The organism is Undibacterium sp. FW305-107, from assembly GCF_058788535.1.
In genome coordinates this window covers 333221-354939 of record NZ_JBYTAV010000005.1, presented here as the reverse complement: position 1 = coordinate 354939, position 21719 = coordinate 333221, and the positions used below count along the sequence as shown (strand labels likewise).

General features: G+C 48.5%; 22 protein-coding genes. 15 read left to right on the top strand and 7 right to left on the bottom strand.

Annotated features, from left to right (window positions below; translation table 11 throughout):
* Positions 1 to 11 precede the first annotated feature (11 nt).
* The 4 genes from AC3WQT_RS13360 to bla form a co-directional block, all read right to left on the bottom strand.
* The gene (locus AC3WQT_RS13360; RefSeq protein WP_162041263.1) at positions 12 to 383 is read right to left on the bottom strand and encodes an EamA family transporter; all 372 of its coding nucleotides are present in this window, start codon (positions 381 to 383) and stop codon (positions 12 to 14) included.
* A 6-nt stretch (positions 384 to 389) separates the two neighbouring features.
* A complete protein-coding gene (locus AC3WQT_RS13355) occupies positions 390 to 2081 on the bottom strand; it encodes a glycosyltransferase family 39 protein (RefSeq protein ID WP_492704445.1) in 1692 nt (563 codons plus the stop codon).
* Positions 2078 to 2455, bottom strand: a complete 378-nt coding sequence (locus AC3WQT_RS13350) for an Mth938-like domain-containing protein (RefSeq protein ID WP_492704444.1) — start codon at positions 2453 to 2455, stop codon at positions 2078 to 2080. The genes AC3WQT_RS13355 and AC3WQT_RS13350 overlap by 4 nt, the downstream gene beginning before the upstream one ends.
* 85 nt (positions 2456 to 2540) lie before the next feature.
* Positions 2541 to 3452, bottom strand: a complete 912-nt coding sequence (bla, locus tag AC3WQT_RS13345) for a class A beta-lactamase (protein WP_492704443.1) — start codon at positions 3450 to 3452, stop codon at positions 2541 to 2543.
* Between the two features lie 345 nt (positions 3453 to 3797).
* On the opposite strand from bla, the gene AC3WQT_RS13340 reads away from it, so the two are divergent.
* The 3 genes from AC3WQT_RS13340 (at position 3798) to AC3WQT_RS13330 (ending at position 7693) form a co-directional block, all read left to right on the top strand.
* Positions 3798 to 5027 carry a pyridoxal phosphate-dependent aminotransferase gene (locus AC3WQT_RS13340; protein WP_492704442.1) on the top strand — a complete coding sequence of 410 codons (1230 nt, stop codon included), beginning with the start codon at positions 3798 to 3800 and terminating at the stop codon, positions 5025 to 5027.
* Between the two features lie 28 nt (positions 5028 to 5055).
* Positions 5056 to 6366 carry a homoserine dehydrogenase gene (locus tag AC3WQT_RS13335; protein WP_492704441.1) on the top strand — a complete coding sequence of 437 codons (1311 nt, stop codon included), beginning with the start codon at positions 5056 to 5058 and terminating at the stop codon, positions 6364 to 6366.
* 85 nt (positions 6367 to 6451) lie between these two features.
* Complete coding sequence (locus AC3WQT_RS13330; protein WP_492704440.1) at positions 6452 to 7693, top strand: MFS transporter; 1242 nt, start codon at positions 6452 to 6454, stop codon at positions 7691 to 7693.
* Between the two features lie 34 nt (positions 7694 to 7727).
* Here AC3WQT_RS13330 and AC3WQT_RS13325 read toward each other — a convergent pair whose 3' ends face one another.
* The 3 genes from AC3WQT_RS13325 to ygfZ are packed head-to-tail and all read right to left on the bottom strand — an operon-like array spanning position 7728 to position 9822.
* Positions 7728 to 8474 (bottom strand): NRDE family protein, encoded by a 747-nt coding sequence (locus AC3WQT_RS13325; RefSeq protein WP_492704439.1) that lies wholly within the window; start codon positions 8472 to 8474, stop codon positions 7728 to 7730.
* Positions 8465 to 8752: a DUF4936 family protein gene (locus tag AC3WQT_RS13320; RefSeq protein WP_492704438.1), complete on the bottom strand. Its 288-nt coding sequence runs from the start codon at positions 8750 to 8752 to the stop codon at positions 8465 to 8467. The genes AC3WQT_RS13325 and AC3WQT_RS13320 overlap by 10 nt, the downstream gene beginning before the upstream one ends.
* Before the next feature lie 29 nt (positions 8753 to 8781).
* On the bottom strand, positions 8782 to 9822 hold the full coding sequence (gene ygfZ / locus AC3WQT_RS13315) for a CAF17-like 4Fe-4S cluster assembly/insertion protein YgfZ (RefSeq protein WP_492704437.1): 1041 nt from the start codon (positions 9820 to 9822) through the stop codon (positions 8782 to 8784).
* Positions 9823 to 9962: 140 nt separating this feature from the next.
* Here ygfZ and mltG point away from each other — a divergent pair, with 140 nt between their 5' ends.
* The 12 genes from mltG (at position 9963) to AC3WQT_RS13255 (ending at position 21656) form a co-directional block, all read left to right on the top strand.
* The gene (gene mltG / locus AC3WQT_RS13310) at positions 9963 to 10949 is read left to right on the top strand and encodes an endolytic transglycosylase MltG (protein WP_492704436.1); all 987 of its coding nucleotides are present in this window, start codon (positions 9963 to 9965) and stop codon (positions 10947 to 10949) included.
* Positions 10950 to 10976: 27 nt separating this feature from the next.
* A complete protein-coding gene (gene tmk, locus AC3WQT_RS13305) occupies positions 10977 to 11624 on the top strand; it encodes a dTMP kinase (RefSeq protein WP_492704435.1) in 648 nt (215 codons plus the stop codon).
* Positions 11621 to 12661: a DNA polymerase III subunit delta' gene (gene holB, locus AC3WQT_RS13300; RefSeq protein WP_492704434.1), complete on the top strand. Its 1041-nt coding sequence runs from the start codon at positions 11621 to 11623 to the stop codon at positions 12659 to 12661. The genes tmk and holB overlap by 4 nt, the downstream gene beginning before the upstream one ends.
* A gap of 24 nt (positions 12662 to 12685) precedes the next feature.
* Positions 12686 to 13075 (top strand): PilZ domain-containing protein, encoded by a 390-nt coding sequence (locus tag AC3WQT_RS13295; RefSeq protein WP_492704433.1) that lies wholly within the window; start codon positions 12686 to 12688, stop codon positions 13073 to 13075.
* A gap of 5 nt (positions 13076 to 13080) precedes the next feature.
* Positions 13081 to 13584: a GNAT family N-acetyltransferase gene (locus AC3WQT_RS13290; protein ID WP_492704571.1), complete on the top strand. Its 504-nt coding sequence runs from the start codon at positions 13081 to 13083 to the stop codon at positions 13582 to 13584.
* 107 nt (positions 13585 to 13691) lie between these two features.
* A complete protein-coding gene (locus AC3WQT_RS13285) occupies positions 13692 to 14597 on the top strand; it encodes a 23S rRNA (adenine(2030)-N(6))-methyltransferase RlmJ (protein ID WP_492704432.1) in 906 nt (301 codons plus the stop codon).
* A gap of 266 nt (positions 14598 to 14863) precedes the next feature.
* Complete coding sequence (locus AC3WQT_RS13280; RefSeq protein ID WP_492704431.1) at positions 14864 to 16516, top strand: 3-(methylthio)propionyl-CoA ligase; 1653 nt, start codon at positions 14864 to 14866, stop codon at positions 16514 to 16516.
* Positions 16517 to 16620: 104 nt separating this feature from the next.
* Positions 16621 to 17856 (top strand): branched-chain amino acid ABC transporter substrate-binding protein, encoded by a 1236-nt coding sequence (locus AC3WQT_RS13275; protein WP_492704430.1) that lies wholly within the window; start codon positions 16621 to 16623, stop codon positions 17854 to 17856.
* A gap of 94 nt (positions 17857 to 17950) precedes the next feature.
* Entirely contained in the window at positions 17951 to 18898 is a 948-nt protein-coding gene (locus AC3WQT_RS13270) for a branched-chain amino acid ABC transporter permease (RefSeq protein WP_492704429.1), read from the top strand.
* A 3-nt stretch (positions 18899 to 18901) separates the two neighbouring features.
* Positions 18902 to 20188 (top strand): branched-chain amino acid ABC transporter permease, encoded by a 1287-nt coding sequence (locus AC3WQT_RS13265; RefSeq protein ID WP_492704428.1) that lies wholly within the window; start codon positions 18902 to 18904, stop codon positions 20186 to 20188.
* The gene (locus tag AC3WQT_RS13260; RefSeq protein WP_492704427.1) at positions 20185 to 20949 is read left to right on the top strand and encodes an ABC transporter ATP-binding protein; all 765 of its coding nucleotides are present in this window, start codon (positions 20185 to 20187) and stop codon (positions 20947 to 20949) included. The genes AC3WQT_RS13265 and AC3WQT_RS13260 overlap by 4 nt, the downstream gene beginning before the upstream one ends.
* Positions 20946 to 21656, top strand: a complete 711-nt coding sequence (locus AC3WQT_RS13255; protein ID WP_492704426.1) for an ABC transporter ATP-binding protein — start codon at positions 20946 to 20948, stop codon at positions 21654 to 21656. The genes AC3WQT_RS13260 and AC3WQT_RS13255 overlap by 4 nt, the downstream gene beginning before the upstream one ends.
* The last annotated feature ends 63 nt before the right edge of the window (positions 21657 to 21719 follow it).

The window sequence follows — 21719 nt, the reverse complement described above, 5'->3', positions numbered from 1 at the left end:
AATGAACCAATTCAGCTTTTAACTAACAAGGCCACACCAATGATGATGACGCCAATTGCCAGCATCCTTTGCATGGACATGACTTCACCCAGGAAATACCAGGCACCGATGGCATTGACGATATAGCCTAATGATAGCAACGGGTAAGCAATACTGACATCAACACGTGACAAACCTATGATCCAGACGACGACAGAGATGACGTAGCAAGTCAGGCCGCCGATGATGGGTAACTGTGTTGCCAGTTGCAAGCCCGTTGAAAACCAGTTCTCTGCAGTCAGATGAATCGCGCCAACTGCATTGGTACCTTTCTTGAGCAAAAGCTGGGCAACAGCATTGAGCATAATGCCTGTGAAGATAAAGCCAAAGGTATTGATATTCATAATTGTTTATTTGTTTTTATTAACCAGATTGGCGACGATGACGCGGCGCGGATCCTTGGCGATTATTCGCATGGGGAAGTCGGTTTTTTTCAAGTCTTCATAAATATCATTGCGCAGGATGGCAACTGCAGCTTCGCCCTTGTCCTGATGCGTCTGCCATTTTTTGATGAAATCTTCGCGCTCGGGTATCCACAATTCTGGTTGTTGCTTAAGGCCAAACTGCATTTCATCAGGGAACTCAACCAGCGTCACAATCCGTTCCAGATAAAACGGTAATGCCTGTTCATAGCGGCCAACTGCATAGAATGGAGTTGTTGGTGAGATCAATTCCGCCTTGATTGCTGGTATGTATTCGCTGCCCGCGATATATTTGCCCCAAGGGTTATGTCCCAAAAAGGCAATTTGCCCAACCAGATAACCACTGGTAGCCAGACAAATGATGGCCCAGTCTTTTCCAATATTCCCTTTGCGTGCCAGCAACCAGGTGAGCAGTCCTCCAGTTATCGCCAGCGCAATAACACCAATTATCCATGGCGCATAAGCGGTTGCTAATGCGTGATCGAATGTATCTGCAGTATCCAGTTTTCTCAGATAGATTGTCAGGCCAACTGCGCCAGCTATGCCGACTACAGTAAACAAGATGCCGGCCATTTTTACCGGGCGGCTATCCGTTTGTTCCAGATGGCAGGCAATCAAGAGTGCCAATGCCGGAAATATAGGCAGGATATAGCCTGGTAATTTGGAGCCTGAAATGCTGAAAAAGAAAAACAGGAAAGCAGCCCAGATAAACAACATCTTCTTGGGTTGAAAGCCTGGGGTTTTATCTCTTACGCCGGACCAGAGTCCTTGCAACAAGACACCGATCCACGGCACGACCCCTATGATAAGCAAGGGAATAAAGTAATGCCAAGGGCCGCCGCGTTTGTGTACATCACTTGTAAATCTGTCCCAGTGCTCATGAATAAAAAAGAAATGCGGATGTTCTGGGTTTTTTATCGCTATCAAAATAAACCACGGTGCTGTGATAGCAAAAAACAGGATCAGGCCCTTGCCCATGTGCAGGCGTTTCCATAAACCCCAGTCTCGTGTCGCCAGGGTATATATGACCAATACCCCTCCTGGCAATACAAAACCGATCAAGCCTTTTGACATCGTCGCCAATGCCATGCCTGCCCAGCAAACCAGCATGGCATTGCGCTCTGTCTTACTATTTGCATCAGCCATTTGAGCGACCAGCAAACCACACAAGACCAGAGTCATCATGCCAGACAGGCCCATATCCAGGGAGTTGACGTGACCCATGCCAGCCCACCAGAAACTTGAGCCCAATACCAGAGCGGCAACGACGCCAACGCGGCGGCTGAATATCTTGTTGCCGGTGTAAGCTACTGCGGCAACACCCAGCAAACCATTCAAGCCAGTCCATAGACGTGCTTGCCAATCACCCAGGCCGAATATGGCAAAGGTCAGGGCATTCATCCAGTTTTGCAGCGGAGGCTTTTCAAAATACTTGATGCCGTTCAGACGCAAGGTGATCCAGTCACCTGAGGCCAGCATTTCGCGGCCCATTTCGGCGTAACGACCTTCATCGGTTGGCACCAGAGTTCTTGCTCCCAGCATGTAAAACCAGACCAGCAGGAAGGCGATACTCAGCGCCCATAATGTACGCGGTGAATCGTAAGGAGAGGTCTTGTTCATGCAGTTTCCATAATCAGGGCAAGCGCAACCTTACGGCCTTCAGCCATCAGGATATTATAAGTACGACAGGCAGCCTGATTGTCCATGCACTCCACGCCTATACGTTTGGCAGCCAGTGCAGCGGTCAGTTTGGGATGAACGAAGCGCTGCTTGTTACCTGTGCCCAAAATGACAACATCGGGCACAGTAGCTTCGATTTGCGCAAAATCTTCAGCATTCAATTGCTCAAAACTGGTGGCCGACCATTGCTGCGGCTTGGTTTCCGGCAGCACGATCAGGCTTTGGGTATAAGTAATTGCATTAATTTCTACACTGTCTTTTTCATAAGCAGTGATGGTCTGGTATTGCTGCGTAGGAGTAGAGTGCAACTTCATCGATGTAGCTCAAGGGTTAAGACTGTAAAGAGGCGCATTGTAACGTTTTTTATCAGCTTCCATGGGATGCTTAAACGCTACGGGCCTATTTTTTTGACCATGCATCCCAGCCAACACGGGTAATTTTAGCGATAGTTAAATCACGGGATGCATGTGGTGCTTTGCTATCTGTTAGAAATACGGCCACTGCCATATGATGACCATTCGGCAAAGTAACAATGCCCACGTCATTATGGGCCGCAGTCAGGCTGCCATGAGTTGGCGAACTGCCAGCTTTGTGGATCACGGGTGTGCCAGCAGGTAGTAGAACCTTGATGCGGGCGACATTGGGATTGGGGGCGGTGTTTGAAGTGGATTTCAGGTCGGCTTCCTTGTCTGTCATCCATTTCAGTAATAATTCACTGCTTTTGGGACTCAAGGCTTTGCCTTGCTGCAAAGCCTGCAACAACTTGATCATGGCTTTGGGCGTGGCCGTGTTACGGTATTGCATGTTCCAGGATTTACCAATTTCTTTTTCTGTATCCAGGACTTTGATATCTTTTATGTCCAGTTGCGCCAGATATTGCATGACCGATGTTGGTCCGCCCAGTAAGCGCAGCAAGACATCAGTGGCTGTGCCATCATTATCGACAATCGCGTGATGCATCAATGCCTTGACAGTAATTTTGAAATTACCGTCTGGATGCTCGTCGCGTAGAGGGCTGGCTAGCTCTGCAGCCAGTAAATCCTCTTTACCGACAGTGACTTTTTGATCCAACTGAAGTTTGTTTTTATCAACTGCAGCCAACGCTGTCATAACGACGGGTAACTTGCTAACTCCCTGCATGGGAGCTGGGGTATCAGGCAATATCCACAAGCTTTGCCCGGTTTCCAAAACCAATAGACTGGCTCCCAGCCTGCCACCACTGTCCATGGCGATGGATTCAATCACATTTTGTGCAAAGGCAGCATTCATGCCAGCTATGCTGAACAACAGGGATAAAAATAGTTTTTTCATGACCGCTTCTACTGATTGGTAATTACTCGATACAGTCCGCTTGATTCTTACTTGGTATTAGACTTGCAATATCCTTTTTCGTTCTTACTAATTTTGCTTGTTCAAGTCTATTAGGTTGTAAAACCATCATTTACGATACATGATGCGACTCTATTTGGGCAAATTTGCTCTGGAGTTCAGCTTTTGCCAAGTTCTGATTGATAAAATTCGGCGCATTGTGCAGAATGGAACGTTCGGCAGTGCAGCATTTCTGTATTGCAGCTTATCATGCGCTTGCATTCAATTTCGGCCTGGCTGGAAAACATGGATGCAGCCAACTCATGAATATTATCAAGGATTGCAGCGGTGCGACCCATACAAAAATCATTAAAACTAGCAGACGTTTGTTATGACATCCGTGGCCCCGTCATGGAAAAAGCCAAGCAGATGGAGGATGAAGGCCACAAGATCATCAAGCTCAATATCGGTAATCTGGCGGTTTTCAATTTTGATCCGCCGGATGAAATCGTGCAGGATATGATACGTAACATGCAAAATGCAGCCGGTTATACCGACTCCAAAGGCATGTTTGCGCCGCGCAAAGCGATTATGCATTACACCCAGGAAAAGCATATCCGAGGTGTGACCATAGAAGATATTTATATCGGCAATGGTGCTTCAGAACTGATCGTCATGGGCATGAATGCATTGCTCAATAGTGGTGATGAGGTATTAGTGCCAGCCCCTGATTACCCCTTGTGGACAGCGGCGGTGAGCCTGTCAGGCGGCAAACCTGTGCATTATGTCTGTGACGAAAGTGCAGACTGGATGCCGGATATTGACGATATCAAAAGCAAGATCACGCCTAAAACCAAGGCCATCGTCGTCATCAATCCCAATAATCCTACAGGCGCCTTGTACCCAGTTGAGGTCTTGCAGCAGATAGTTGAAGTGGCGCGCCAGCATCAGCTCATCGTTTTTGCTGATGAAATTTACGACAAGACTTTGTATGATGGCGAAGTGCACACCTCCATTGCTTCGCTGGCTGATGATGTGCTGTTCCTGACGCTGAACGGTCTTTCTAAAAACTATCGTTCTTGCGGTTATCGCGCTGGCTGGATGGTGGTATCCGGCGAAAAACGTCATGCCAAGGATTATATTGAAGGCTTGAATATGTTAGCCTCCATGCGTTTGTGCGCAAATGCACCGGGGCAGTTTGCAATCCAGACGGCACTCGGTGGCTACCAGAGTATTAATGATCTGGTTGGGCCAGGTGGACGCTTGCTCAAGCAACGCGATCTGGCGCACAAACTGTTGACGGCAATTCCTGGTGTGACTTGCGTTAAACCCAAGGCTGCGCTGTATATGTTTCCCAAACTGGACCCCGTGATGTATCCCATCAAGGATGACCAGGAGTTTATCCACGAACTGCTGACCGAGCAGCGCGTGTTGCTGGTACAGGGAACGGGATTTAACTGGATCAATCCCGACCATTTCCGTGTCGTGTTCTTGCCCAATACGGATGATTTGACTGATGCTTTCGGGCGTATTGCTAGTTTCCTCGAAGCATATCGAAAGCGTCACGGCACCAATTAATTAATTTAATTTACTGTTTAGAAAACTTATGAAACCCATCAAAGTAGGCCTGTTAGGCATAGGCACCGTCGGCTCCGGCACTTTCAACGTTTTGAAGCGCAATCAATTAGAGATTACGCGTCGCGCAGGTCGCTCGATTGAGATTGCCATGGTGGCAGACCTGAATGTTGAGCGGGCACGAGAGTTGACCAATGGTGAATGTGAAGTCGTCAATGATGCCAATCTGGTGGTTACCAACCCGGATATCGATATCGTCATCGAATTGATAGGCGGTTATGGCATTGCCAAAGACCTGGTCATGAAAGCCATCGCCAATGGCAAGCATGTGGTGACGGCCAATAAGGCTTTGCTGGCAACACATGGCAATGAAATCTTCAAGGCGGCAGAAGAAAAAGGTGTCATGGTCGCATTTGAGGCTGCGGTTGCTGGTGGCATTCCCATTATCAAGGCCTTACGTGAAGGACTGACTGCTAATCGCATACAGTGGATTGCTGGCATCATCAATGGCACGACCAATTTCATCTTGTCTGAAATGCGTGACAAGGGGCTGGACTTTGCAACTGTGCTGAAACAGGCACAAGAGCTGGGTTATGCAGAAGCTGACCCTACCTTTGATATCGAAGGTGTCGATGCTGCACACAAAGCCACCATCATGGCGGCGATTGCCTATGGTATCCCCATGCAGTTTGATAAAGCCCATGTGGAGGGCATCACCAACTTGCAAGCCAGCGACATCCGCTATGCAGAAGAACTGGGTTATCGCATCAAATTGCTGGGTATCAGCAAACGTACTGAGGCTGGCATAGAACTACGCGTACATCCAACCCTGATTCCTGAAAAACGCCTGATCGCCAATGTCGAAGGTGCCATGAATGCGGTACTGGTACATGGCGATGCAGTCGGTGCGACCCTGTACTATGGCAAGGGTGCTGGCTCCGAGCCTACCGCGTCTGCAGTGATTGCCGATCTGGTTGATATCACGCGCCTGGCAACGGCTGATCCTGAGCATCGTGTACCTTACCTGGCCTTTCAGTCTAACTCCCTAAGTGATTTGCCGGTCTTGCCTATGGCAGAAATCGTCACCAGCTATTATCTGCGCATGCATGTGGCAGACAAGCCTGGTGTTTTGGCTGATGTCACGCGCATCCTGGCAGATTTGACGATCTCTATCGATGCCATGCTGCAAAAAGAACCGGCAGAAGGTGAAACGCAGACAGATATCATTATCCTCACGCATCAGACCAAGGAAAAAAATATCGTTGCAGCCATAGAAAAAATCGAAAAGCTCGACTCCGTCTTTGGTGCAGTGACGAAGTTACGCCTGGAAGAGCTGAGCTAAACCTTCAGACTTCAAACGAAAAAGCGCGGTCATGGAATAATGATCGCGCTTTTTTACTTTCTAAAGACAGCACAAACAGGATGATATGCCGCGCCTCTCACTCTCGCACTTGCTGTCCTATGCCTTGTTTGGCTTCCCGCTGGCGATGGTGGCATTGCCCATCTATGTCTATGTGCCCCAATTTTATGCAGATCGATTAGGCATGTCTTTATCGGCCATAGGCACAGCACTATTGTTGACACGTATCATGGATGCCTTCATTGATCCTTTTATTGGTGCGGTGATAGACCGCAGGCCGCAAAGCCGTACTTACGCGCCGTATATCACTCTGGCATTGCCATTATTGATTGCTGGCTTCATTGGTCTGTTCCATCCTCCTCAGTTATCAGGCAATCCTGCTTTTCTCTGGTTCTTTGTCACGCTGGTGGTCGTGTATGCAGGATTTAGCCTGGCCAGTATTGCTTACCAGAGCTGGGGTGCGGCCCTGACGCAGGAACCTGGGCAAAGAATAAGACTGACCAGTGCACGTGAGGCATGTGGTTTGGCTGGTGTGATTGCGACAGCCATCATCATCCAGTTTGGCAATGTCACGATCTTGTCTGGCATGTTGAGTGTCAGCCTGTTGATGACAGCGTGGTTCCTGATACGTCAAACACCGCGAAAATCCGGTGTGACAGACGCGATTCATGTGCCGCTGTCTTTGCGTCATTTGTTTGCTAATCGTAGTTTCCGTGCCTTGTTTCTGGTATTTGTGGTTAACGGCATTGCTGCAGCGATACCGGCAACCTTGTTCCTGTTTTTCACTAAAGACCGTTTGCATCTGGCGCATTTATCCGGGGTTTTGTTGCTGATGTATTTTCTGGCGGCTGCTTTGTCCATGCCTTTATGGACCCGTCTGGCACAAAGAAAAGGAGAGGTCAAAGCATGGTTGTTAGCCATGTTTTTGTCCATATTCAGTTTCGTTGGTGTACTTGCATTAGGTGTTGGTGATGCATGGGCCTTTTCCCTGATTTGCATTTTTTCAGGGATGAGTTTAGGTGCAGACCTGGCTTTGCCACCAGCCTTGCTGGCTGGAGTCATTCATGCTGCAGGGCATAGCGAAAAAAATGAAGCCAGTTATTTTGGCGTTTGGAACTGGGCCAGCAAGATGAACCTGGCGCTGGCCGCAGGCCTGGCATTGCCAGCCCTGGAGTACTTGGGCTATGTACCGGGCTTGGCCAGCGAGAGCGGCTTGCAGGCATTGACATTGGCTTACGCCGCTTTACCTTGCATATTGAAATTGCTGGCAGCAGCCTTGCTGTGCAAAGCCAGGCTGGAAAAAGTATAAAGGTACAAAGTATGGACTGATTGTCCAAACTTACTTAGCGCAACAACTTTTCATTGAATTCTGCCGGATAGTCTTTATGGATTTTGACTACAGTAGAAACCCGCGTGCCGTAACTTGGTGACACTATGCATGGCGATGACAGCAGGCGCTCCATCTCAAATGAAACGCCGGTATCAGGCAGACGGCAATCTGGGGCAGGGGTGGTATTGGCCAATACTTCAAAATAGGCATCTACGGGTGCACGTTGGCATATCATGCTGGCAAATTCTGCCTTGGTCCTGACAACTTTTGGCCAGGGCGTATCCAGTGATGCATTGGAAATACCATAAATACCCGGAGGCAGGGGCTGACCATTGCGTACATCATCCAGATTGCGGTTGGAAAACCAGATCAGGTCTTCCTTGTCGCCGATCAGTAAATTGAAGCCATTATAGTCAGCAACAGTGTCGCGAATGCTGGCGATATACTCTTGCGCACCCAAATCACTCTTGAGGTAATTCGCAACCAGTTCTCCACGCGATGGGGCATCTTCACGCTTTTCAGATGGTGCACGGATATTGGTAATAGCGGCAAATTTGCTGGTCAGGCTATCCGCCCCATTGAGTGTAGTCATACCCAACCAGGTGCCGCCCGATTGCAGGTCACGTCCAGCATATATGTTAGGGTAGTCCTGCCACCAGTCAGCCGCAGCCGCAGGCCGGTCATAAAATTCATCACGGTTGCCTGCAAACACGATAGGTGTGCAGGGTATCAGTTTCCAGGCAAAGACGATCAGGCACATAAGTCTACATCCACAAAATATTCCATATGTCGCTCACCAGACTGTAATTGCTGCAATCCGGTTTGCGCGTAAGCCAGCGCAAGACGCTGTTCAAAATCAGGCGCGACCTGATGATAAATCTCCATCCAGGTATGCATGCCATCCTGTTCTGCCGGACGTTTCTGCAAGCCGGGCCCCTGCTGATCAGCCTGACGCATCAGGTTTTGCAATAACCGTTCCTGCTGCAGTACTTCAGCTTCTTTGTCAGTGCTGGCCTTAAAATAGATATAGCAATTCATATGCCTGCTTTTGATTCTTTGTTGCGCGATTATTGTGTAATATCTGTTATCGCATACGGCAGAGGCAACAGCTCCATTGCAGCGCCAGTTGCCGAGCCTAACGTAAGTTGACCACTTTCCTGATCGGCCAGCTTCATTTCTATCAACACCAGCGAACTGTCTTCTTGATGTTGTTCTGCATTAACGATCATGCCGCAGGGCTGGCTGACATCATCACTATTAAATACTTCAGCTCCTGCTGCGACATCTGTCGCATGCACCAAGGCTATTGCCATACGGCGCTTGAGTTTGCCCAGATATTGGCTGCGAGCGACTATTTCCTGCCCGGGGTAGCAGCCTTTTTTAAAGTTCACACCACCGATGAGTTCAAAATTGATCATCTGCGGGACAAACTTCTCTTGTGTGCTGGCGATGACGATGGCAATGCCAGCTTGAATTTCAGTCACGCGCCAGCCGCTAGTGTTCACCGCCCGTAACTGGCTGCTTAATTTGGGCCAGGCTTGCTGGGCAACTTCCACCGGCGCTATCCATTGATAACGTGGTGTGTTGTTGGCATTCGCGACGCGCAGCAGGCTGCCATATTCGTTGCTCAGTTTTTGGTCGACCTTTGCTGGCAACTCTGGAAACCACGCTTGCAGTGCTAACGGCGCAGCAGTGCCACCCAGCCCCAGAACGACGTATTCATCATTGATATCTTGCAATTTGGCTTTCGCCCGTAAAACAAACATTTGCAAACGTTTTTGAACGGTAGCTTGTATGGTTTTTGATAGCTGCAAGATAATATCCTGGCCATCTTTCCAATACACGAAACTGGCCAGCATACGTCCTTTGGGGGTGCAATAAGCAGCACGGCGCAGTTCGGCAGCACCCAGATGCTCTACATCATTGCTTAATTGATTATGCAAAAATGACGGGGCGTCTTCACCAGTAACCCTGATCAAGCCAAGATCGGTCAAAGGGGCAATAAATCCTGTCTGCAGGGCATCTGATTGCCAATGTGGGGCAAAACCGGTCGTATTCAGGTTTTCCACCGTGGCACCCTGGCTGGATAAAAAGTCTTCCCACATCATATTGTTATACTCACTCTTCTTTACTGATTCGCTTAATGTACGCGCTGGCTTTACAATACCGCCTGCACCTGTTCAGGCGAATTATAGTAGCGTCTGCAAAATCTCGTCAGAACTCCCTCAATTTTGATTAAGCTGCCTACATGGGTTTCATAAAAAAACTATTTGTATTGTTGATCCTGCTTGCGCTGGCCGTCGGTGGTGGCTTCTATTACTGGATGCAGCAAGCCATTTTTACAGAGGGTGAGGTCAAGGAATTCACCATCAGGCCAGGCAGTAGCGTGCGCGCATCTGCCCGTCAGGTGTATGAAGCTGGCGTACCTGTCCAGCCTCTGATGTTTGAAGCACTGGCGCGTTTGATGGGTAAAGCGAACAGATTGAAAGCCGGTTCTTTTGAGATAGAAGCTGGCAAAACGCCCGTTGAATTGCTGAACAAGATCGTCAATGGCGATTTCTCGATGGCTAGCCTGGTAGTCATAGAAGGCTGGACATTCCAGCAAATGCGTAAGCTGGTGGATGCGCATCCTGCCATCAAGCATGAAACCCAGGGCTTGAGTGAAGCTGAGCTGATGCGCAAGATCACACCGGACTTTCCACAAGCGGAAGGTTTGTTTTTCCCGGATACCTATCGTTTCGCCAAGGGCAGCACAGACGTGCAACTGTATCAGCAGGCACATAGCCAGTTATTGAAAAAACTCGATGAGGTCTGGAAAAAACGCGCAGATGGCTTGCCTTACAAGAATCGCTATGAGGCTCTGACCATGGCTTCCATCATAGAAAAAGAGACAGGCCAAAAATCAGAACGCCCCATGATAGCCTCGGTTTTTGTCAATCGTCTGCGTACGGGCATGCTGCTACAAACTGATCCTACCGTCATTTACGGCATGGGTGAGCGCTATCATGGCAAGATATACAAGCGTGATTTGCTGACGGATACACCCTATAACACCTATACACGAGTTGGTCTGCCGCCCACGCCGATTGCCTTGCCAGGCATGGAATCGATTTCCGCAGCTTTGGATCCGGCTCATAGCGATGCTTTATACTTCGTGGCGCGTGGTAATGGTACCAGCCAGTTTTCTGACAACTTGAACGACCATAATCGCGCAGTAAACAAGTATCAACGCTAATAAATATTTAGAAAACAGAATTAAAGAATGAAGCCCACAGGAAAATTTATCAGCTTTGAAGGCATAGACGGCGCAGGAAAATCCACCCACATCGCCTATGTGGCAGAGCGTTTGCAAAGCAAGTTGCAAGCAGCCGATGTAAAAGTGATTTGCAGCCGTGAGCCTGGTGGCACACCCCTGGGTGAAACTTTGCGCGAATTGCTATTAAAGCAAAAAATGCATCTGGAGACAGAAGCTCTGCTGATGTTCGCCGTCAGGCGTGAACACATTGCCCAAGTCATAGAACCAGCGTTGGCACGGGGCGACTGGGTCATTTCTGACCGTTTTACTGACGCCAGCTTTGCTTATCAGGGGGGCGGCAGGAATTTGTCGCTGGACAAGCTTAATGCCCTTGAGCAATGGGTACACCCAAATTTGCAACCAGATCTGACTCTATTATTTGATGTGCCGCTGGAAGTGGCGCGCGCCCGTCTGGATGCTACGCGCGACCTGGACAAGTTTGAACAGGAAAAGGCAGACTTTTTTGCTGCCACACGCAATGAATACCTGCGCCGAGCTAATGAATTTCCTCAACGCTTCAGGATTATTGACTCCACACAAAGCATAGAGGCAATACGTTTGCAACTGGACGCATTGATCGATGACCTCTTGAGCTCTGCTCAGCAAGTGATATGACCCAGCCCCCTTTGTATAGCTGGCAAGAGGACTCCTGGCAACAGATACAGGCTCTGGGACAACGCTTGCCTCATGCTTTTTTATTGCACGGACCCCAAGGCATAGGTAAAACTGTATTTGCCGAGCATCTGGCGCAATCACTACTTTGTGAAAGCCCGGGGCAGGGTGGGCACGCTTGTCAGCAATGTGGCTCTTGTGGCTGGTTTGCGCAATATAGCCATCCTGACTACCGCCGTGTCAGGCCAGAGTTGCTGGATGAAGAAGATGCACCAGTTGGTGATGAGACAGAAAGCACCACAAAAACCAGCAAGGCGAGCAAGGCACCTTCCAAAGAAATCGTCATCAACCAAATCCGGGCACTGTCGGATTTCATGAATATTTCTACTCACCGTAGCGGCCGGCGCGTCATCGTTCTGTATCCTGCCGAAGCGTTGAATGTGCCAGCAGCAAATGCGTTGCTTAAATCTTTGGAAGAGCCCAACGCCAATACGGTATTCATCCTGGTCTCAAACAGCATAGACAGGTTGTTGCCTACCATCTTGTCGCGTTGTCACAAGTTTGGCCTGGGCTTGCCGGATGCAGGGATTGCGCTGGAGTGGCTGCATAAACAGGGCATCAAGGATGCCGACGTCTGGCTGGCGCAGCAAGGTGGTGCGCCGCTGGCAGCATTTGACATGGCACATTCAGACTTGCGTGCTGACCTGGATGAATTTATACGCTTTTTGAGCAAGCCTGGTACGGAGTTGAGCCTTAAAACTGCCGACAAGATGCAAAAAATGGAAATGCCTGTCGTCGTCGGCTGGCTACAACGTTGGCTCTACGATATATTTTCCTATAAACAAAGTGGCAGAATCCGGTATCATCCTCGCTATGAGAGGGAGTTAAAGGCATTGTCCGTGCAGGTTGATGAGTCAGCTTTGCAGCAATTCATCAAGAATTGCAATGAAAGACAGGCGATTGCCAGTCACCCATTATCGGCCAAATTATTTTTGGAAGATATGCTGCTTGAATATTCCGCATTATTCGGCACTATTTGATTAAAGAATTGCGAAAGCCAGAACATGTCAGATTTACCAGCAGATCCTAGTGCTCCGCTTAATATGCCTTCACCGAATCGTCCTTCGGTGTTATCGCTGGCAATTAAAGAAAAAGCTGCGCTGTTTGCAGCCTATATGCCATTTTTAAAAAATGGTGGTATTTTTGTGCCTACCAATAAAACTTATCGTCTGGGTGAAGAGATTTATCTCATTTTGACTTTGTTGGACGACCCGAATAAATACCCTATCGCTGGCAAGGTGGCCTGGATTACGCCAGCAGGCGCAGGCAATAACAAGTCGCAAGGTATAGGTGTGCATTTCCCTGAAGATGAAAGTGGCGTCCGCATACGCTTGCGTGTAGAGGAGTTGCTGGGTGCGGCAGTACGTTCTTCCCGGGCTACACATACAATTTAATGATGATGGCAGCCGAATTTACGCATAGACTGGCGCGGTTTGAAGATTTGCCGCAAATTGTCGCAATTTATAATTCCACAGTTGCCTCACGAATGGTGACTGCTGATACGGAACCTGTTACGGTAGAATCACGCCATGCCTGGTTTCAAGAGCATCATCCTGAGACACGCCCACTTTGGGTCTGCGAGCAGAACGGGCAAGTCATAGGTTGGCTGTCATTTTCGAATTTTTACGGCAGACCTGCTTATTCAGGCACTGCTGAATTGTCCATCTACTTGCACGAGGCTGCGCGTGGTCAGGGTCTGGGGCGTTATTTCCTGACGCAGGCCATTGCGTATGCACCTGAAATCAAGGTTCACACTTTGCTGGGCTTCATTTTTGGTCATAATGTGCCTAGTTTGAAGTTATTTGCTGCATTTGACTTTGCGACCTGGGCAAATATGCCGAAGGTAGCAACGCTGGACGGCATAGAGCGCGATTTGATCATACTTGGCAAGCGGGTAGGGTAGATTAACTGGCTAAATAAATTAGCCCCTCACTACCTCTCGCCGCTTGCTACCATTTTCGGGCGACTTGCCAGCGGCAGGTCGCCTATTCATTTTTGAAAGATTTTATTATGCTGAGCTACCGCCACGGCTTTCATGCCGGTAATCATGCCGACGTCCTGAAACATTTTGTCCTGATTCAATTGCTTGAATACCTTGGGCAAAAAGACACTGCCTATACCTATATAGACACGCATGCAGGCGCTGGTTTGTATGCGCTTGACAGTGGTTATGCAAGCAAAAACGCTGAATTTGAAACCGGTATCGGTCCTTTGTGGGACAGAAAAGATATTCCTGAGTCTTTTGCTGCCTATATGGATTTGATCAAAGGCCTCAATCCCAGTGGAAAAATGCGCTACTACCCAGGTTCACCTTACTGCGCCAATATTGTCATGCGCGAGCAGGATCGCCTGCGCCTGTTTGAATTGCATCCTAGCGAAATCAAAATACTGAGCGAAAACTTCCGCAAGCTTGATAACCATGCAGCAGAGCAGGGCCAGCGTCAGACCGTCAGAGGCAAGCGCGTCATCATTTCTGCTGGCGATGGCTTTGAAAGCTTGAAGGCTTTGCTACCGCCGCCATCCCGTCGTGGCATGGTGCTGATAGATCCCCCTTATGAAGTCAAGGATGATTACCGACGCGTTAAGGTGTCTCTCGAAGATGGCTTGAAACGTTTCCCTACCGGTACCTTTGCTGTCTGGTATCCGGTACTGCAACGTCAGGAATCCCGTTCCCTGCCGGAAAAACTCAAGCGTCTGCAGGCAAATAGCTGGCTGAATGTCACCCTGTCCATCAGTGGCCCTTCGCCAGATGGTTTTGGTTTGCATAGCAGCGGCATGTTCATCCTTAATCCTCCATGGACCTTGCTGGCTACCTTAAAAGAAGTCATGCCCTATCTGGTCAAAGTACTGGGAAAAGATGCAAAAGCAGGTTTCGTACTTGAGTCGGGAGAAGCGGGCTCAACGGGTAAGCGTTAAGAAGGCGGTCGGCTAAGAGAGTCAGGCTCTTTTTTCGACACAAAGTAAATTTGTTGAATGTTGCGATGCGGAAGAGCTTATCTTCCGCATTTTTTGTTTGTGGAACGACTAAAACCAGGGTGATGAAAGAGTAGTCCTTTGTGCGTTGCGGAAAAAATACTGATTGACGGATTAGTACGGTCGTACAAAAATCGACAAAGAATAATATTCAGCAATTTGAGCAATTACCAAAGTAATCAATAAAGCTGCACATTTCAGGAGAACAAATGTCGTCATATGTGAAGAGTCCCTTGATGGGGCAAATGATGAGCAAGCCCATGCTTATTTCCAGCCTTATCGAACATGCTGACCGTTATTTTGGAAAGAATGAAATTGTTTCTCGCCGGGTCGAAGGCGATATCCACCGTTATAACTATAGTGAATGCCACAAGCGTTCAAAACAGCTGGCGAATGCTTTCGCCAAACTCGGCGTACAACTGGGTGACCGTATTGCTACCCTGGCCTGGAATGGTTATCGCCATCTGGAAGCTTACTACGCCGTCTCTGGTTCTGGTGCTGTCTTGCATACGATTAACCCCAGGCTGCATCCTGAGCAGATTGCCTATATCGCCAATCATGCAGAAGACCAGTATCTGCTGTTTGACATGACCTTCCTGCCGATAGTGCAAGCGATAGCGGCACATTGCCCGGGCATTAAAGGCTATATCATGATGTGCGACCGGAATAAATTGCCAACAGATGGCAAAGTCCCGAATCTGATGGCCTATGAAGATTTGATCGAAGCCAATAGTGACGATTTCGTCTGGCCGGTTTTTGATGAAAACTCTGCCTCCAGCCTTTGCTATACATCCGGCACGACGGGTAACCCTAAAGGTGCCTTGTATTCCCACCGTTCTACCATCCTGCATTCTTATGGTTCTTCCTTGCCAGATGGCTTGAATGTGTCGGCACGTGATTCTGTTTTGCCAGTGGTCCCGATGTTCCATGTGAATGCCTGGGGCCTGCCTTATTCTGCTCCACTGAATGGTGCCAAACTGGTTTTCCCAGGTCCACATCTGGATGGCAAATCTCTCTACGAATTATTCGAACAGGAAAAGGTTACCTTCTCTGCTGGTGTGCCTACGGTCTGGCTGGGCTTGCTGACCTATGTAGCACAAAATAATCTCAAGTTCTCGACCTTCAAACGCACAGTGATTGGTGGCTCTGCCTGCCCACCTGCCATGATGAAAACCTTGCGCCACACTTATGGCGTGGAAGTGGTGCACGCCTGGGGCATGACAGAAATGTCGCCATTGGGCACAGCTGGCACTTTGATGGCCAAGCACACTGACCTGGCTGAAGAAGAGAAGCAAACCATACTTCAGAAGCAAGGTCATGTCTTGTACGGCGTTGATATGAAGATCGTTGATGATGCTGGCACGGAATTGCCATGGGATGGCAAAACCTATGGCAATTTACTGGTCAAGGGTCCCTGGATTATCAACAGCTATTACAAGAATGAAGGTGGTGATGTCCTTGAAGATGGCTGGTTCCCTACCGGTGACGTGGCTACCATAGATACTGATGGTTACATGCAGATTACTGATCGCAGCAAGGATGTTGTCAAATCTGGGGGGGAGTGGATAGGTACGATAGATCTGGAAAATGTGGCTGTTTCTCATCCTGCCATCTTGCAAGCGGCTTGTATTGGTGTATTCCATCCCAAGTGGGATGAACGTCCACTACTGTTGGCAGTCAAGAAGCCGGGAGCAGAAGTCACCAGAGAAGAATTACTGCAATTTTTTGATGGCAAGGTTGCGAAGTGGTGGTTGCCTGATGATGTGGTTTTCATAGAGAGCCTGCCGTTAGGGGCCACAGGAAAAATTTTGAAAAATAAACTGAGGGAGCAATTCAAGGAATATAAACTACCAACTGCATAAGAAGTGCAGAACCTGGTCTGGGTATGAATAGTCAAGGTTCTGGAAGTAGCGACAAAACGAAAAAAATCTAGATTCCAAACAATGAGAATACCGGAGAGAGACAAATGAAATTTCCTTTACGTGCCAGCCTTGCTGCAGTCGCCTTAACCTTCGCCGTACCCGCAGTGATGGCTGATACCATCAAGATTGCCTACATCGATCCACTGTCAGGTGCTTTTGCGCCAGTTGGGCAAAATATTCTGAATTCCTATCAGTACATCGCTGATAAGGCCAATGCCGAAAAATGGGCTGGCGAACACAAATTCGAAGTTGTCGGTTTTGATAATAAAGGCAGCCCGCAAGAGTCGCTGAATGTATTGAAAACGGTCATTGATAAAGGCTTTCGCTACATCACGCAAGGTAATGGCTCTGGCGTAGGCCTGGCTTTGCTGGATGCCGTCAACAAACACAATGAGCGTAATCCTGGCAAAGAAATTGTTTATCTGAACCATGCTGCGGTCGATCCTGATATGACCAACAGCAAGTGCAGCTTCTGGCATTTCCGCTTTGATTCAAATTCGGACATGAAAATGGAAGCGCTGACGACCTTCATGGCAGCAGATAAGAATATCAAGAAGGTTTATATAATTGGTCAGAACTACTCGTTTGGCCATCAGGTAACACGTGCAGCCAAAGAGTATTTGGCACGCAAGCGTCCTGATATACAAATTGTTGGTGATGACCTTCATCCGATTGGCCAGGTGAAAGATTTTTCTCCTTACGTAGCAAAAATCAAAGCTTCCGGTGCAGACACTGTCATTACTGGTAACTGGGGGGCAGATTTGGCTCTGCTGATCAAGTCTGCCAAAGATGCAGATCTGAAATCCAACTTTTATACTTATTACGCATCAACTACTGGTGTCCCCACTGCTATGGGCGCTTCTGGTATAGACCGCGTTAAATACGTCGGTTATTGGAATGCGAATAACGAAACCTTCGCTGGCAAAGACATTGTCGAAGGGTTCAAAGCCAAATTTAAGGATGATTATTATTCAATGGCGACTTATTCTGTGCTCGCAGGTATGTCCCAGGCAGTCAAGCAAGCCAAGTCCATTGATCCGGTCAAGGTTGCATTTGCGCTGGAAGGCTTGAACTTCAAGAGCCTGAACGGTGACGATAATATGCGCAAGGTTGATCATCAGATTCAACAGCCTCTGTATATCGCTACCTGGGTGAAAACCAACGGTAAAGATGTCAAATTCGATCAGGAAAATACCGGCATGGGTTGGAAAACCAATCAGAAGATAGATGCATTTGTCGCATCGCAGCCATCTTCTTGCCAGATGAAACGACCAGGCTAATCCTATAAAAAAAGAGAGTCGCTTTATGCGTACTCTCTTTTTTTACCTATAAATAGTACGATCGTTCAAGAATTTTCTGAAAAGGATCTTTGCTGTGGAATTCACACTGATCACTTTGCTGAATGGTGTCAGTTACGGATTGCTGTTGTTCATGCTTTCATCCGGACTGACGCTGATTTTCAGCATGATGGGCGTACTCAATTTCGCCCACGCCAGTTTTTACATGCTGGGTGCTTATTTTGCCTATGCCATCAGCATCAAGATAGGCTTTTGGCCAGCTTTGTTTTTAGCGCCGCTGCTAGTAGGTTTCCTGGGGGCCATGGTCGAACGTTATGGTCTGCGCTCCGTGCATAAATACGGGCATATACCTGAGTTATTGTTCACCTTCGGGCTTTCCTATGTGATCGTGGAATTGGTGCAATTGATCTGGGGCAGGTCTACCGTGCCTTATCCTATCCCTGCATCACTGGATGGCCCCTTGTTTACCTTGTACACAACGACTTTCCCTATCTACCGCGGTTTCATGATGCTGGTGGCACTGGTGATGCTGGCTTCGATTTACCTGTTGCTGACACGTACCCGTATCGGCCTGGTAATACAGGCTGCTCTTACTCATCCTGATACTGTGGAAGCTCTGGGTCACAATGTTCCCCGCGTCTTCATGCTGGTATTTGGTGGTGGCTGCGCGTTGGCGGGCCTTGCCGGTGTTGTCGGTGGCAATGCCTTTGTCACTGAACCTGGAATGGCAGCAACCCTGGGAAGCATTATTTTCGTGGTGGTGGTGGTGGGAGGTATGGGTTCACTGGCGGGTGCTTTTGTGGCATCGCTGTTAATCGGTGTTCTGCAGACATTTGCCGTCGCACTGGATTATTCCTTTGTCACCGTGTTTGCCAAACTAGGCATGATCATCAATGCCACTGCGCCTGGTTATGCCTTGTTGAGCCTGACGATTGCCCAGATCGCGCCTATCTTGCCTTATCTCTTATTGGTACTCATCCTGATTTTCAGGCCCAGAGGTTTACTCGGCACACGTGAAGGATAAAAGATGAGCAAACCTTTAGTATTCAAACCTATCAATCTGGCACGCTGGATAATCTGGAGCGGTTTTGCCATCCTGCTTGTCCTCGCACCGATGATATTTAATACCGGCGGATCATTGTCTTTGCTCTCGCAAATGGGCACTTTGATGATTTTCGGTCTTTCCTACAACATGCTGTTGGGGCAGGGTGGGATGCTGTCATTCGGTCATGCTGTTTATTCTGGCCTGGGGGCGTTCTTCGCCATTCATGCGATGAATCTCGTGACAGCGGGCAGCCTGATCTTCCCGATTACGCTGATTCCTTTGATCGGTGGTGTTGCCGGCATGTTCTTTGGTGTTCTGTTTGGCTATGTCACGACTAAAAAATCGGGCACGACCTTTTCCATGATTACCCTGGGTATGGTGGAGCTGGTATTTGCCTGTTCGCTGATGTTTCCCAGTTTTTTTGGTGGTGAAGGTGGTATTTCTACCAATCGTGTCATTGGTCAATCCTTCCTCGGAATTACTTATGGCCCGCAAATTCAGGTGTATTACCTGATCGCCTTGTGGTTATTCATCAGTACCATAGGCATGTATGCATTTACGCAAACCCCTTTGGGGCGCATCGTCAATGCTGTGCGGGATAATCCTGAGCGCGTCGAGTTCATCGGTTACGACACGCAATGGGTGCGTTATCTGACGTTGATTTTGTCTGCTTTTTTTGCGGGTATTGCAGGTGGTCTGTCAGCCATTAACTTTGAAATTGTGACTGCTGAAAATGTCAGTGCCATACGCTCGGGTGCAGTGTTGCTATTTACCTTTATTGGTGGCGTCGGCTTTTTCTTTGGCCCTATGATAGGAGCGATACTGGGTGTCTTCCTGACTGTCATGTTGTCGGACCTGACCAAGGCCTGGCAATTATATCTGGGTGTATTCTTTATCCTGATTGTCATGTATGCACCGGGTGGTATGGCCAGTATCATCATGATGAATTTGCGCGTGGCTAAATTTGGTTTATTTAAACGGGTGTGGCCAAGCATGTGGAAACTTGTGCTGGCAGCAGCAATAACGACAGCCGGTGTCATATTGGCAGTGGAGATGCTGTATCAACGCACGCTGGAATCTACCCAAAGCGCTGTCATAGAAATGTTTGGTGTTTCCATAGATACTGCCAGCAGCAGTTGGTGGGCAATGACAATCATTGTTATAGGCATAGGTGTTTTTGCCTGCGCCAAACTCAAAGGTGGTTTTGCTGAACACTGGGGCGAAGTCAATACTGAAATCGAAGAACAAATGCGGAGGGCGCAAGCATGACAGGCTTTTCGCTTGAATTAAAAGATGTACGCAAATCCTTTGGCAGTGCAGAAATTATCAAGGGGGCTAATTTGCAGGTGCCCAAAGGCGAGCGCTTTGCCATTATTGGCCCCAATGGTGCCGGCAAGTCCACGCTGTTTAATTTGATTTCTGGTCGTTTTCCTCTTAGCTCTGGAGATATTCTGCTTAATGGTGAGAGTATTACGGATCTGCAGCCATATGAAATCAACCGCCGCGGCTTGTCACGCAGTTTTCAGATTACAAATATTTTTCATCGCCTGTCTGTGTATGAAAACCTGCGCTGCGCAGTATTGTGGTCGCTGGGATATAAGTACTCGTTCTGGCACAGGCTGAATGGCTTGAAGGATGCGCATGAAAGGGCAGAGGCCGTATTGGAACAAATTGGTCTCAAGCGCAGGCGTAATGTCATAGCTGGTTTGCTGACGTATGCAGAGCAACGTGCACTGGAAATCGGTATCACCATCGCTGGCGGCGCTGATGTGATTTTGTTGGACGAACCTACTGCGGGTATGAGCCGTTCTGAATCTGATGCGGCGGTAGAACTGATACGCAAAGTCACTGTCGGTAAATCTCTGTTAATGGTGGAACATGATATGAGCGTGGTGTTTGGGCTGGCCGATAAAATTGCCGTGGTCGTATATGGTGAAGTGATTGCCTGCGATACCCCGGCCAATATCCGCAATAACCAAAAAGTCAAAGACGCCTATCTGGGTGGTCATGCACCAGTGGAGGTTGAATGAGCTTACTCACGATTAAAAATCTCAATGCCTACTATGGAAAAAGCCATGTCTTGCATGGCGTGGACATGCAGGTCAATGCCGGCGAAATTGTCAGTCTGCTGGGGCGTAACGGTGTCGGTCGCTCAACCACTGTCAAGGCGACTATGGGGCAGGTGAATGCGACAGGTTCCATCCTGTTCAAGGGGGAAGAAATCATCGGCCTGAAAGCCTTCCAGATTGCCCATAAGGGCTTGGGCTATGTACCTGAAAACCGGGATATCTTCCCCACTTTGACTGTTGAGCAAAACTTGATGCTGGGTGAGAAATCTGGTCGCTCCAAAGACAGCAAACCACGCTGGAGCATAGAGGATATGTACCAGATGTTTCCGCGCTTACGTGAACGCAGGAACACTCAGGCAGGTGTGATGTCAGGTGGCGAACAGCAAATGCTGACCTTGTGCCGCACCTTGATGGGTGACCCTGACCTGATCATGATTGATGAACCAACAGAAGGGCTGGCACCAAAGATTGTCGAACTGGTAGCAGAATATCTGAAGGAGTTAAAGAATCGTGGCATATCAGTCTTGCTGGTAGAGCAAAAACTGGCCATCGCTTTGGAAATCTCGCAACGGGTATATGTGATGGGGCATGGCAGTATCGTTTTTGAAGGCACACCAGCTGATCTGCGTGCCAACGAAAACATCCGTAAAGAATGGCTGGAGGTTTAGCACTAGCAGCAGACAGTGAGAGCAACTCTGTATGCATGTCTGGTGTGATCAAGTTCGAATGAT